Annotated in this window: 15 protein-coding genes; 1 reads left to right on the plus strand and 14 read right to left on the minus strand. The window is 35.3% G+C overall.

What is annotated here, in order from left to right; all coding sequences use genetic code 11:
- Positions 1–16: 16 nt before the first annotated feature.
- The 10 genes from rplI to ACFPM4_RS13700 form a co-directional block, all read right to left on the minus strand.
- On the minus strand, positions 17–466 hold the full coding sequence (gene rplI / locus ACFPM4_RS13655) for a 50S ribosomal protein L9 (protein WP_144926099.1): 450 nt from the start codon (positions 464–466) through the stop codon (positions 17–19).
- Positions 463–2,436, minus strand: coding sequence for a DHH family phosphoesterase (locus tag ACFPM4_RS13660; protein WP_382352766.1), 1,974 nt, complete (start codon positions 2,434–2,436; stop codon positions 463–465). The genes rplI and ACFPM4_RS13660 overlap by 4 nt, the downstream gene beginning before the upstream one ends.
- Positions 2,437–2,452: 16 nt before the next feature.
- Entirely contained in the window at positions 2,453–3,388 is a 936-nt protein-coding gene (locus ACFPM4_RS13665) for a YybS family protein (RefSeq protein ID WP_382352769.1), read from the minus strand.
- A gap of 159 nt (positions 3,389–3,547) precedes the next feature.
- Complete coding sequence (gene rpsR, locus ACFPM4_RS13670; protein ID WP_144926107.1) at positions 3,548–3,784, minus strand: 30S ribosomal protein S18; 237 nt, start codon at positions 3,782–3,784, stop codon at positions 3,548–3,550.
- A 72-nt stretch (positions 3,785–3,856) separates the two neighbouring features.
- Complete coding sequence (ssb, locus tag ACFPM4_RS13675; RefSeq protein WP_144926110.1) at positions 3,857–4,366, minus strand: single-stranded DNA-binding protein; 510 nt, start codon at positions 4,364–4,366, stop codon at positions 3,857–3,859.
- Positions 4,367–4,433: 67 nt separating this feature from the next.
- Positions 4,434–4,721 carry a 30S ribosomal protein S6 gene (rpsF, locus tag ACFPM4_RS13680; protein WP_382352773.1) on the minus strand — a complete coding sequence of 96 codons (288 nt, stop codon included), beginning with the start codon at positions 4,719–4,721 and terminating at the stop codon, positions 4,434–4,436.
- 179 nt (positions 4,722–4,900) lie between these two features.
- Positions 4,901–5,254, minus strand: coding sequence for a DUF378 domain-containing protein (locus ACFPM4_RS13685; protein WP_382352776.1), 354 nt, complete (start codon positions 5,252–5,254; stop codon positions 4,901–4,903).
- A 209-nt stretch (positions 5,255–5,463) separates the two neighbouring features.
- Positions 5,464–6,561: a helix-turn-helix domain-containing protein gene (locus ACFPM4_RS13690; protein ID WP_382352779.1), complete on the minus strand. Its 1,098-nt coding sequence runs from the start codon at positions 6,559–6,561 to the stop codon at positions 5,464–5,466.
- Between the two features lie 176 nt (positions 6,562–6,737).
- A complete protein-coding gene (gene ychF, locus ACFPM4_RS13695; protein WP_382352782.1) occupies positions 6,738–7,838 on the minus strand; it encodes a redox-regulated ATPase YchF in 1,101 nt (366 codons plus the stop codon).
- Positions 7,839–7,980: 142 nt separating this feature from the next.
- Positions 7,981–8,178, minus strand: coding sequence for a DUF951 domain-containing protein (locus ACFPM4_RS13700; protein WP_144926128.1), 198 nt, complete (start codon positions 8,176–8,178; stop codon positions 7,981–7,983).
- A 326-nt stretch (positions 8,179–8,504) separates the two neighbouring features.
- Between ACFPM4_RS13700 and yyaC the strand changes: the two genes are divergently transcribed.
- Positions 8,505–9,086: a spore protease YyaC gene (yyaC, locus tag ACFPM4_RS13705; RefSeq protein WP_382352834.1), complete on the plus strand. Its 582-nt coding sequence runs from the start codon at positions 8,505–8,507 to the stop codon at positions 9,084–9,086.
- A gap of 50 nt (positions 9,087–9,136) precedes the next feature.
- Here yyaC and ACFPM4_RS13710 read toward each other — a convergent pair whose 3' ends face one another.
- From ACFPM4_RS13710 to rsmG, 4 genes are all read right to left on the minus strand, one after another.
- Positions 9,137–9,985: a ParB/RepB/Spo0J family partition protein gene (locus ACFPM4_RS13710; protein WP_382352785.1), complete on the minus strand. Its 849-nt coding sequence runs from the start codon at positions 9,983–9,985 to the stop codon at positions 9,137–9,139.
- Positions 9,978–10,739, minus strand: coding sequence for a ParA family protein (locus tag ACFPM4_RS13715; RefSeq protein ID WP_382352788.1), 762 nt, complete (start codon positions 10,737–10,739; stop codon positions 9,978–9,980). Before ACFPM4_RS13715 ends, ACFPM4_RS13710 begins: the two co-directional genes overlap by 8 nt.
- A 386-nt stretch (positions 10,740–11,125) precedes the next feature.
- Positions 11,126–11,992, minus strand: a complete 867-nt coding sequence (gene noc, locus ACFPM4_RS13720; protein ID WP_144926137.1) for a nucleoid occlusion protein — start codon at positions 11,990–11,992, stop codon at positions 11,126–11,128.
- 163 nt (positions 11,993–12,155) lie between these two features.
- Positions 12,156–12,872: a 16S rRNA (guanine(527)-N(7))-methyltransferase RsmG gene (gene rsmG, locus ACFPM4_RS13725; protein WP_382352791.1), complete on the minus strand. Its 717-nt coding sequence runs from the start codon at positions 12,870–12,872 to the stop codon at positions 12,156–12,158.
- Positions 12,873–12,879: the final 7 nt, after the last annotated feature.

The following is a 12,879-nucleotide window of genomic DNA, read 5'->3' on the forward strand; positions in this document are numbered from 1 at the left end:
ACATACGCTGGTAATTTTAGTTTTCTTCTTTTACATGAACATTTAATGTTGCAGTAACATCATTGTGAAGTTTTAGATCTACTTTTGTCACGCCGAGTGAACGAATAGCATCTGGTAGTAAGATTTTTCTCTTATCAATCTTAATTTTATGAGACTTTTTTAGTTCTTCTGCGATTTGTTTACTTGTAATGGAACCGAAGAGACGACCTCCATCACCTGATTTAGCGGTCAATACGACATTTAGTTTCTCAATTTGTTCTTTTAATTTTTTAGCCTCCGCCACTTCTTCTGCAGCTAACTGTTCTTCTTTCTTCTTTTGATTATCTAATGATTTCATGTTCCCAGGAGTTGCTTCGATTGCTAGTCCTTGTTTAATTAGGAAATTATGTGCATAGCCATCTGCAACATTTTTAACTTCTCCCTTTTTCCCTTTGCCTTTTACATCTTTTAGAAAAATTACTTTCACGATTCCTGTCTCCCTTCTATATATTCATCTATTGCTTGTTTTAACTTAAGTTCAGCCTCTACAACATTTATTCCTTCTAGTTGAACTGCAGCATTGGATAAGTGGCCGCCCCCACCTAACGCTTCCATAATTAATTGGACATTCACTTCTCCAAGAGAACGTGCACTAATTCCAATGGTATCCCCATTTCGCTTAGATAGTACAAATGATGCAGAAACTCCATTCATGGAGAGCAGTGTATCTGCTGCTTGTGCAACCGTCACAGGGTGGTATATTTCATTTTCATTACCACTTGCAATTGCTATTCCATCTTGATAAAACTCAACAGTTTCAATTAACTTAGCTCTTTTAATATAAGTATCAATATCTTCTTTTAAAAACTTTTGTACTAAGACAGTATCTGCACCTCTTACACGTAAATAGGAAGCTGCATCGAATGTTCGCGATCCTGTTCTTAGTGTAAAACTTTTCGTATCTACGATAATTCCAGCTAATAATGCTGTTGCTTCTATTGTATTTAAATTACCATTTTTCGGTTGATACTCCAATAGTTCTGTTACTAATTCTGCTGTGGATGATGCATACGGCTCCATGTATACTAATAACGGACTTTGGATGAAGTCTTCACTTCTTCTATGATGATCAATAACAACAATTCGATCTGTTCTATCCAGTAATCTATCATCAATGACAAATGAAGGTTTATGTGTATCTACAATTACAAGTAGTGTCCCTTCTGTCATAACATCTAACACATTATCGGGGCTGATAATCTTATCATATAATTCAGGATACGCTTTAATTTCTTCGATAAGCCGCATAACACTTTTATCAATATTCGTTTGATCTATTACAATATAACTTTTCCGATTGTTTTTTTCAGCAATTTTACTTACGCCGATAGATGCTCCAATAGCATCCATATCAGGAAATTTGTGACCCATTATGACCACTTGATCACTTTCTAGCATTAACTCTTTCAGCGCATGTGATATAACACGAGCCCTTACACGTGTTCTCTTTTCAATCGGGTTTGTCTTACCACCGTAAAACTTCAACTTACCATTTGCTAATTTAATCGCAACTTGGTCACCACCACGTCCTAAAGCAATATCTAAACTAGATTGCGCTAAAATCCCGAGCTCCGGTAAAGGTAAATCCCCCGTACCAACTCCAAGACTTAATGTAATAGGCGTATTTTGCTTTGCAGTTGCCTCACGTATTGTATCTAAAATTGAAAATTTCGAGGACTCTAACTTACGTAATATTTTTCGATTATAAAAGGTAATAAAACGATCACTTGATGTTCTCTTAATTAAAATGTCATGTTCTAGTGCCCATTTATTTAATAACGATGTGACCGTACTATTTAATTCACTTCTAGCCTGATCATCCATACCTAATGTTGCATCATCATAATTATCTAGATAGATAATGGAAATGACCGCTTTTCCGTCTTCGAACTTTTTCATAATCTCTACTTCTTCCGTAACATCAAAAAAGTAGAGTAACTTTTCTTCCATCCTTAGATGAACACGATAATCTCTTTCGTTAATTCGGATAGTTGCCCCATCTTCTTCTTTTTCAAGAATATCAATAATCGATTTCTCTAGATTATATATCGATTCACCAATGAGATTCTCATTATTAAAACAAGTTTGCATGAATGTATTGGTCCATTCAATATGGAAGTCATCATTGTACAACATAATCCCTATTGGCATATTCAATAGGGCTTCCTCACCGACTTTTTTTATCCGATGTGAAAGAGTAGAAATATAATCAGTTGTTCTCTCTTCTATTTTCTTGTCGACATAGAAGGCTGCAATAACTAAGGCTATAAGCAAGAAGGTGCTAATAAGAGCTACCCATATGTTGTAAAAGCCTATATAAATAAGTAGTACAGCTGATAAAGCTATAATACCATATAATGGATAACGCATTTTGCGTTCCTTTTTATAGGAAGGCATTCCTTCAGCTCCTTTATTACTGTTTTAAGCGCCGCCTCAAATCAAAGCCTATATCAATTATACCTAATAAGCTAACAAATGGAAGGAATAGCGGAATGAAAACAGTTAAGACAACGGCTACAATCGGTATAGCGATATTCCATTTTTTATAATGTGCATAATAAAAAATGACTGCTAAACCTTGAAGTACAAGTAAAATTTGTAGGATAAGATCCCCATTCAACAGTACCATATTTAAATAAGAACCTTGTTCAGTCTTTATAAATAGCGTAGTGATTAATATTAATAAATAGTACCACAAAATACTTTTTGGAAACTGTAATAAACGAAAAGGTTTAAACTTAGGCACATCTATTCCTAATCGTTTGATTATCGGGAAAGTTATCAATATGATAATAATCACAGTAATAAAAGCAAATGCAGTGAATAAAAAAGGTGTCATTAATCCGATCATTTCGATCATTTTATCAAGCTGTTCTTCCACTATTGCTGGTGGACTCTGCCCTAAGGCAGTAAATGTATTTAGCGACTGATCAACTGACTCACGGAGAATTGCACCAAGTTCAGTGATAAAATTCAGTTCAAAAAATGATGCAGAAACAATAAATAATACGATGATACTGGCTAAGAATACAAAGCTAGAAGAAACATAAATAATTTCTTTACTATATTTTTTCCGAATTCCATAACCCATCATCAAACCTAACGTTCCAAATATGATAGCAAATGCTATTCCACCAAATGACCCAATAATAAAGGAAACAAGCACAGTTGCTAATAAAAACAATAGCGAATTTTTGATAGGATACTTTGCACTATATAAAAGGAATGGTATTACTAAAAAATATTGCAGTATGATTGATACTATTGGTACATATAACGTAATTAGTAATAACACTACAAAGACAGCAATCATTATCGCTCCCTCTGTTAGCATCCTTGTATTTTTCACTTTTTCACCTCTTTTATACATACTTATACCTTTTCTATTTTAACGATGATACTAATAGCAATCAACTTTTCCACTTATCCATTTATGTATTTCTCTCGAAAATATGGCGAAAAAGAAAAGGAGTAGTGAGAATAACCCCACTACTCCTCTCATATATCATCATTCTCCTGCTACGAATGGTAGAAGTGCCATTTGACGTGCACGTTTAATTGCAACAGTTAACTTACGTTGATACTTTGCACTTGTACCAGTAACACGACGTGGAAGAATTTTTCCGCGTTCAGAGATGAATTTTTTCAATAAATCTACATCTTTGTAGTCGATATGTGTAATTCCGTTTGCTGTAAAGAAACAAACCTTACGACGTTTACGACCGCCTCTGCGTCCACCTGCCATGAAAATAACCTCCTTTTCATTTTATTTCATAAACGAACGCCTTTATCGTCCAGGCGCTTCCGCTTTTCTTTATTAAAATGGAAGATCATCGTCTGAGATGTCAATAGGTTGTCCATCATTCGAAAATGGATCTTCGTTTGTTCTAGTAAAGTTTTGGTTATTACGCTGATTCTGATTTTGCCCATAGGACTGACCTTGACTTCTTTGGTCATCGCCAAACGGATTACCACCAAAGTCATTCGCGCGGCCTTGTGAAGAAGCATTTCTAGGTTCAAGGAATTGAACACTATCGGCTACTACTTCTGTAATATAAACGCGTTTTCCATCTTGTCCTTCAAAGTTGCGTGTCTGGATACGACCATCAACACCAGCTAAACTACCCTTTTTCAAGAAATTAGCAACATTTTCTGCCGGGCGGCGCCAGATAACGCAATTAATGAAATCGGCTTCTCGCTCCCCCTGTTGGTTCGTATAAGTACGGTTAACAGCTAACGTAAAAGTTGCTACTGCCACTCCGTTTGGAGTATAGCGCAAATCTGGGTCTTTTGTTAATCGACCTACTAATACAACTCGGTTCATCATCAGAATCAACCTCTTCCCGATTTACTTCTTTATAAAATGTTTCACGTGGAACATTAATGTTTACTTTTTACTTTTCATCTTTAATAACAATGTGACGGATAATATCATCACTGATTTTTGCAAGACGTTCGAATTCCTGAACAGCATCAGGAGTTGCATTTGTTTGGATTAAACGGTAGAAACCGTCACGGAAATCCTCAATCTCATATGCAAGACGACGCTTACCCCAATCTTTTGACTCGATGATTTCTGCGCCTTGTGAAGTTAGGACGTTATCGAAACGCTCAATTACAGTTTGTTTCGCTTCCTCTTCAACGTTTGGGCGGATAATGTACATAATTTCGTACTTTCTCATCGTTCATTCACCTCCTTATGGACTATGCGGCCCTTACTTATTAAATAAGGGCAAGGAGCAATTTTCATTACTCACAAGCACATATTATAGCATAATGTAACTGTTTATGCAACTAACATCATTATAGACAATGGGTTCATAATAAAAACCAGTGAAGAAAAACTTCACTGGTTTTTATTTTATTGACGCCATTCATCTTCTATATCTTCTTCATCGTCAAAATCGAGTGCTTCTCTTGATGGATTATATAACCTATCTAGATCTGGCTCTTCTGCAAATTCAGTAGCATAGTTCGCATTATTAAATCCTTTGTTACCTTCACGCGCAGGGACATCTGCTGTTTCAGAGTTAAATAATAAACCTAAACAAATTATCCCGCTTATTCCCACTAAAGTGTAAATAATACGTGCAAGCCCTGAATCTGTACCGCCAAATATTGATCCGACTAAATCCCATTGGAATAACCCGATTAAGCCCCAGTTAATTGCACCTATTATCACTAAGGCTAATGCTATACGCCTTAAAGTTTTCATAAAAGTATGCACTCCCTTTTCAACTTAGTACGAATAAAATAGCTATTACAGCTATTCATTCTAGTTTCTGAAAAAAGGAGGAATTTATACATCAATAAAACACCTTTTTAAGAAGGCATACTTATTTAAACTAAAATCGGGCGTAATGATGGTATGTTAAATATTATATTTCATTTAATTACATATTTTTTCGAGGAGATATTAAATAATTATTTTCCGGTTCTCATATATATTGTTACTAAATTTTTCAGCGTTTCTTGATCAATAAATGGTGCGAGCCTAGAAAGGCTGTCTGAATTAAAGTTCTCTATGCCTATTTCATTAATTAACTTTTTAACATGTTCCTTTTCTAAAAATGGAGCCAGACTAACAACGTGATCTAATTTCAACTTTCCTTCAATTACTTCATTCACAAGTTCACCTAGAGTTTCTTTACTAAGAAACGGTGCCAATGACATGACTACATCCCAACTAAAGCCACCTTCTTTGGCATGATGAACTAATTTGTCTAACTGGCCCTTTTCAAGGAATGGTGCGAGCTGGATAAGATGCTGCGCATCAATTGTCCCATCAATTGATTTATCGACTAAATATTGCAATGTTTCCTTACTTAGAAATGGTGCCAATGACTCGATTACGGTCCAACTAAAACCACCTTGTTCCGTATGATGGACTAACTTATCAAGCTGTTCTTTACTAAGAAACGGTGCAAGCCCGATAAGATTATTCACATCAATTACTCCATCAATTGAGTTCTTAATTAATTTATCCCACGTTTTTTCACTCAAAAACGGTGCAATTTCCATAATAATTTGCCATTGTATTTCATCCTCTAATACATGAGTAACAAGTTCATCCAATGTTTCTGAATCAAGGAAAGGAGCTAGACTAATTAGATTATCTGTATTTAAACGGTCAACTTCTATATGTTCTGTTATTTTTTTTAACTTGCTTGTTTTTAACATTGGAGCAACCTCAACAAGTTCCTCCACATCGACTTCTCCTACATTTATCAAGTTGGCTACTTCTACAGTGCGGTCCTCCGATACGTTTTCAACAATTTTACCTACATGTTTAAAACTTTGATTATTATTTGAATCCCCACCATTCATAATATCATCAATAGTCTGATCAAATAATTGCGCCAACTTAGGGAGTGTTCCAATATCAGGGAGTGATTCTCCTCGTTCCCATTTTGACACTGCTTGATGGCTGACATTTAACTGATCAGCTAATTCCATTTGTGTCATATCTTGATCTTTTCTTAGTTTCGAAATGTAAGCACCAATTTTTCTTGTTTCGAGCATAGAATCTCCTCCAATTTGAAATGTACAGTGCGCCCTGTCAACATTATCGTAGCACGCGTATACATTTACGACTATCAACTATCGGTAGAAATTATCGAATTCAACTAACAGTTGAAAACTATCTATAGAGCAAAAATAAAAAAACCAAGTACTTACGAAAGCACTTGGTTAACAACTTACACATTAAAGCGAAAATGCATGACATCTCCGTCTTTAACTAAATATTCTTTTCCTTCTAGTCTAACTTTCCCCGCTTCACGCGCTGCTACCATTGATCCAGCAGCAAGTAAATCATCATAAGAAACCGTTTCTGCGCGAATAAAGCCCTTTTCAAAGTCGGTATGAATGATCCCTGCACATTGAGGAGCTTTCATACCAAGTTTGAATGTCCAAGCACGAACTTCTTGAACACCTGCCGTAAAATATGTCGCTAATCCTAATAATTTATATGCAGCACGAATTAATTGATCGAGGCCAGATTCTTCAATACCTAGTTCTTCTAAGAACATTGCTTTCTCCTCTTCATCTAACTCTGCAATTTCCTCTTCAATTTTTGCACAAACGACAATTACTTCTGCATTATCCTTTTCTGCATACTCTTTAACTTTTTGGACATATTCATTACTATCAGCATCTGCAATCTCATCTTCACTAACATTAGCAACATACAGTACTGATTTGCTTGTGAGTAAGTGTAGGCCTTTAACGATTTTCATTTGCTCTTCTGTAAATTCGATGGAACGAGCAGGCTTGTCTGCTTCAAACGCTTCTTTTAATTGTGCTAGTATTTCGTATTCAAACATTGCTTCTTTATCTTTTTGTTTGGCAAGTTTTTCAACTCGTCCAATCCGTTTTTCAATTGATTCTAAATCAGCAAGGATAAGCTCTAAGTTAATTGTTTCAATATCATCAATTGGATCTACTTTTCCAGATACATGTGTAATATCTTCACTAGCAAAGCAGCGAACAACATGACAAATTGCATCAACTTGACGAATATGGGATAGAAACTTATTACCTAATCCTTCCCCTTTACTTGCTCCCTTAACGATACCCGCAATATCTGTAAACTCAAATGCTGTCGGTACTGTCTTTTTTGGTTGTACCAATTCTGTTAATTTCTGTAATCGATGGTCAGGAACTTCTACTATTCCAACATTCGGATCTATTGTACAAAACGGATAGTTTGCAGCTTCTGCCCCAGCTTTTGTAATGGCATTAAATAGGGTTGATTTTCCTACGTTTGGTAACCCAACGATTCCTGCTGTAAGTGCCATGAAATTCACTCCTCTTTCTTCTACTGAAAATTTATATCAATAAATCATCTATATAGTCGTTTTTAATGATTCCTTTCACAATTATAGAGAGACTATGTGGAAAAGACAACCGCAATTACTTCTTAAGCATGAAAGCATGAGGTTATTCCTCATGCTTTATTAGGATTTTTTTAATTTTTCTAGTGAATTCCTTGCGCGGTAACAGAACGCTATGCTCACAGCCCTCACATTTAATTCGAATATCCATCCCCATTCGAATTATTTTCCACTGATTTGTTCCACATGGATGAGGCTTTTTCATCTCGACCACGTCGTAAAGATTAAACTCCTTTTTTTCCATATTCTTTCCCTCCGATGGCCTAGTACTTTTACATATGATTACATTTTATCAATTTTACTTGTCTTTTCCTAGATAGAAGCTACTTTTTATCAACTATCACGTATAGAAAGAATCCCCCCACCGTATAATGGGTAATAAGAAAAGTGAGAGCGACTGTTTAGCGCCGTACAAATTTAAAGTTTTCTGACGAGATAAAGGAAACACGAGGAGGCTTGACTACACGAGGTAGGCCACGTAGACGTTTCACTAACAATTAAAAATTAAAGGGAAAAGGAGCCTATGCATTGAAGTCACATCCACTATTTCAATTTCGTGATACTTATGAAATGCAAGTTAAATATGATGACCAACAATGTAGTGAAAATATATCTAAAGGGATTATTGACTTACTCCCTATTGAAGTTCATCGTCCATTAGTGGTTGTGTGTATCGGTACAGACCGCTCTACTGGTGATTCGCTTGGCCCTTTAATCGGAACCTTTTTAGAGGATGCAAATTTAAATAACTTTCATATATATGGGACATTAGAAGATCCTGTACACGCTGTTAATTTAACCGAAAAGTTAGAATACATTCACAATAGGTATTTCGATCCATTTATTATTGGCATTGATGCATGTTTGGGAAGGTACAAGAACATCGGTTTTGTTAAATTAGCTAATGGACCTGTTAAACCTGGTGCAGGCGTTAAAAAGGATTTACCTGAAGTTGGTGATATTCATATCACCGGTATAGTAAATGTAAGTGGTTATATGGAGTTTTTTGTATTGCAAAATACTCGATTAAATCTTGTTATGAAAATGGCTAAACAGATTTCGTCTTCCATCATAAAAGCTGATATGCTATACGAGCTTGCTAGAACTAAGCACTTATTAACTGACAAACTAAATTACAAATCTGCAGATTAAAAAAGAAGTGGATCCATAACTTCAATAGTTATGAATCCACCTCTAATATATCAATCCGTTTGGTCTAATATTTCTAAAATCCGTTCTAAATCTTCATTTGATAAAAATTCTATTTCAATTTTTCCTTTTTTCTTCGTCTTTTTTATCGTTACTGTTGTACCAAACTTTTCACGTAAAGTATTTTCTCTTTCAACGATAAAATAATCTTTTTTAGGAGTACCTTTCTTTGTTTCACGTGGAACATTTTCATTAATTTGTTGGACAAGCTTTTCCAACTGACGCACATTTAAACTTTCTTCTATCGCCTTATTAGCAACTGATTCTACCTTGTCCTTTTTCTTTAATCCGAGCAATGTTCGTCCATGCGCCATTGAAAGTTTACCTTCTGTTATCCAATCCTGAATGTGCTTTGGAAGCGATAAAAGTCTAACATGGTTGGCAATATAAGGTCGACTTTTTCCAAGTCGCTTTGCTAATTCCTCTTGTGTTAATTTCAACTTGTCCATTAGCGTTTGATAAGCAAGAGCTTCTTCTACCGGTGTTAAATCTTCTCTTTGTAAGTTCTCCAGAACAGCTAATTCCATCATTTGCTGATCCGATAACTCTCTAACAACTGCAGGGATAGTTGATAATTTTGCTGCCTTAGATGCTCTGTACCTACGCTCTCCAACAACAATTTCATATCCTTTAATATTCTTTCGGACAATAATAGGTTGTAACACACCATGTTCTTCAATTGATTCCTTTAATTCATTAATCGCTTCTTCAGAAAAAACTTTTCTCGGTTGGTAAGGATTTGGTTTTATATCTTTTAAGTCAATTTCACGAACTGTTTCTTCATTACTAATATCCATAGTTGCAAATAAAGCATTAATCCCTTTTCCGAGACCTTTAGCCATTGTCAGCCACTTCCTTTGCAAGATCTAAATATACTTCTGCACCACGTGATTTTGGATCATATTGTATAATTGGTTGCCCATGACTTGGTGCTTCACTTAGACGAATATTTCTAGGTATTATTGTTTGGTAAACTTTATTTTGGAAATATTTTTTTACCTCTTGAATAACTTGAATGCCTAGGTTTGTCCTTGCATCTAGCATAGTCAGTAAAACACCTTCAATCATCAAGTCCTGATTTAAATGTTTTTGCACTAAGCGAACTGTGTTTAATAATTGACTAAGACCTTCTAGTGCGTAATATTCACATTGGACTGGAATTAAAACGGAATCAGAGGCAGTGAGTGAGTTGATTGTAAGTAAACCAAGTGATGGTGGGCAATCAATGATGACATAGTCATATTCATCTTTAACAGAATCTACTGCCCTTTTTAATCGCACTTCTCTCGATATTGTCGGTACTAATTCTATTTCTGCACCTGCTAATTGAATTGTAGCAGGGACGGCATATAAATTATCAACGGCTGTTTTTTTAATTACTTTTTTTATATCCATATCATCTACGAGAATATCGTAAATACAATGATGGACATCTCCTTTATCAATCCCGGCGCCGCTAGTTGCGTTCCCTTGGGGATCAATATCAATAAGTAGTACTTTCTTTCCAAGATATGCTAAGCAAGCCCCCAGATTGACCGAGGTGGTCGTTTTCCCGACGCCCCCTTTTTGGTTGGCTATGGAAATAATCTTTCCCAACGATGTCACCTACCTTTTAACTTCAAAAATAGCAATCATGTATTCTATTTTAACAAATATTTTTGTTAAATTACTGTTTGTAGAAAAAAAAGTTTTTTAAAGACGGTTTTTCTATTAAGCTCTGTTAAACTCTGTTGTTGATTTTCACTCCTGTACACTCGCTTTCCGCGGGCACGACCTCAGCTAACTTGGCAAAGAAAACCCGCTTTGCCAAGTGGGTCTTCGGCTCGTGCTGTTCCCGCAGGAGTCTCGTGTACATCCGCTACAATCAACTAAGTTGTTAACAACAATGAACTTTAACAGAGCCTTCTATTAAAAAATGAGAAACTTTTTAACAAGTTTCTCATTTCCTACGTAACTAGTTATCTATTATAAAAATAATTGCTCTATTTCTTTTTCTTTGGGATTTTTATTGTGATTTGATAGTAATCATCAAATTCTTCTTCTTGAGATTTTAACTTAATGCCACTATCAGCAACCATAGATAATGACTGACGAATTGTATTAAATGCAATCCGCATGTCTTTACTAATTGCACGCCTTTTTGTTTTAGGTTTTTCCCCTTTACTAAGCATTTTAACAACTTGATCTTCTGTTTGTTTTACATTTAAGTTTTTCTCAATGATCATATTCATCAGTTGAATTTGCTTTTCCGGGTCTTTTAAAGGAATTAGTGCACGTGCATGTCGTTCTGTAATTTTCTTTTGTAATAGACCCTCTTGAATTTCCATTGGCAACTTTAATAATCGGAGCTTGTTTGCAACAGTTGATTGCCCTTTTCCTAATCGTTGAGCTAATGCTTCCTGTGTTAAATTATGAAGCTCTAATAATTTTCCATATGCCATTGCTTCTTCTATTGGCGTTAATTCTTCTCTCTGTAAATTCTCAATTAATGCAACAGAAGCAGTTTCAGTATCACTTAGATTATTAACGATGACTGGGACTTCTTCCCAACCTAACGATTGGACAGCTCTAAAACGTCGTTCACCAGCAATAATTTCATATTTACCATCTTCTAGTTCTCTTACAACAATTGGCTGAATAATACCATGTGTATGGATTGTTCTTGCCAATTCTTCAATCTTCGTTTCATCAAAAATTGTTCTTGGTTGGAAACGGTTAGGTATCATTTGATTTACAGGAATTTTTCTTACTTCATCCCTATCAACGACAACCTCATCTGCCATATCTTCTTTATCTACCGGCAATTCTTTATCTCCTAAACCAAAAAAACGAGAGAAAGGATGTTTCATCCTTCTACACCACCTTAATAGAAACTCCCTTAATGTTATCTGAAAGTAGGAATGTAAAAAAACATCCCTACTGTTAGTAAATATCCCTTATTACAACATTCTATTTTTATTTCCAATATCCTTCTCATCACAGGGTTTTTCACAAAAAATACATACCAATAATTTATTCAAGTGGCAATTTATTTGGTGTTCCTGGTTTTCTTGGATATTTATTAGGTGTTTTCTTTACTTTGTTTATAACAATAATATTACGGTCACTTTCTTCAAAAGGCAATGTAAAAGAATATACTGTAGAAAGATTGCCACCTAATTGGGTGATGGCTTTTCCAGCAGCCTTCAATTCTTCCTCTGCATTTGCAGCTTTCATTGCAACAAATTGACCACCAATCTTTACAAGTGGTAAGCAGAGTTCACTTAGTACAGACATTCTAGCCACAGCTCTAGCAGTTACCATATCAAATTGTTCCCGGAAACTTGATTGTTTCGCAAAGGTTTCAGCACGATCATGGAAAAACTGCGCATTCTCTAACTCTAATTCTTCTCCAAGATGCTCTAAAAACGTAATACGCTTCTTTAATGAATCTACAATTGTGATATTTAGCTCCGGAAAACAAATTTTCAAAGGTATGCTTGGGAATCCCGCTCCAGCTCCAATATCACATAAGGTTATGGACTTGTTCATGTCCACATAGAATGCAGCAGAAATAGAATCATAAAAATGCTTTAAATACACTTCTTCTTTGTCTGTTATTGCGGTTAGATTCATCTTTTCATTCCATTCTACTAAAAGTTGATAATATTTTTCGAACTTTTGTAGTTGGATTTGATCTAAAATTATCCCTTTATCTGCTAATAACGTTGTAAATTGATCTACTTTCATTAACCAT

Source organism: Lederbergia graminis (assembly GCF_042655485.1).
GTDB lineage: Bacteria > Bacillota > Bacilli > Bacillales > Bacillaceae_C > Lederbergia > Lederbergia graminis.

Bases quoted from the DNA above. Each gene is read 5' to 3' on its own strand.
- rpsF (WP_382352773.1), bottom strand. From the start codon at position 4,721: ATGAGAAAGTACGAAATTATGTACATTATCCGCCCAAACGTTGAAGAG.
- ACFPM4_RS13660 (WP_382352766.1), bottom strand. From the start codon at position 2,436: ATGCCTTCCTATAAAAAGGAACGCAAAATGCGTTATCCATTATATGGT.
- ACFPM4_RS13700 (WP_144926128.1), bottom strand. From the start codon at position 8,178: ATGGAAAAAAAGGAGTTTAATCTTTACGACGTGGTCGAGATGAAAAAG.
- ACFPM4_RS13710 (WP_382352785.1), bottom strand. From the start codon at position 9,985: ATGGCTAAAGGTCTCGGAAAAGGGATTAATGCTTTATTTGCAACTATG.
- rpsR (WP_144926107.1), bottom strand. From the start codon at position 3,784: ATGGCAGGTGGACGCAGAGGCGGTCGTAAACGTCGTAAGGTTTGTTTC.
- noc (WP_144926137.1), bottom strand. From the start codon at position 11,992: ATGAAACATCCTTTCTCTCGTTTTTTTGGTTTAGGAGATAAAGAATTG.
- rsmG (WP_382352791.1), bottom strand. From the start codon at position 12,872: ATGAAAGTAGATCAATTTACAACGTTATTAGCAGATAAAGGGATAATT.
- ACFPM4_RS13690 (WP_382352779.1), bottom strand. From the start codon at position 6,561: ATGCTCGAAACAAGAAAAATTGGTGCTTACATTTCGAAACTAAGAAAA.
- ACFPM4_RS13685 (WP_382352776.1), bottom strand. From the start codon at position 5,254: ATGAAAACTTTAAGGCGTATAGCATTAGCCTTAGTGATAATAGGTGCA.
- yyaC (WP_382352834.1), top strand. From the start codon at position 8,505: ATGCAAGTTAAATATGATGACCAACAATGTAGTGAAAATATATCTAAA.
- ychF (WP_382352782.1), bottom strand. From the start codon at position 7,838: ATGGCACTTACAGCAGGAATCGTTGGGTTACCAAACGTAGGAAAATCA.
- ssb (WP_144926110.1), bottom strand. From the start codon at position 4,366: ATGATGAACCGAGTTGTATTAGTAGGTCGATTAACAAAAGACCCAGAT.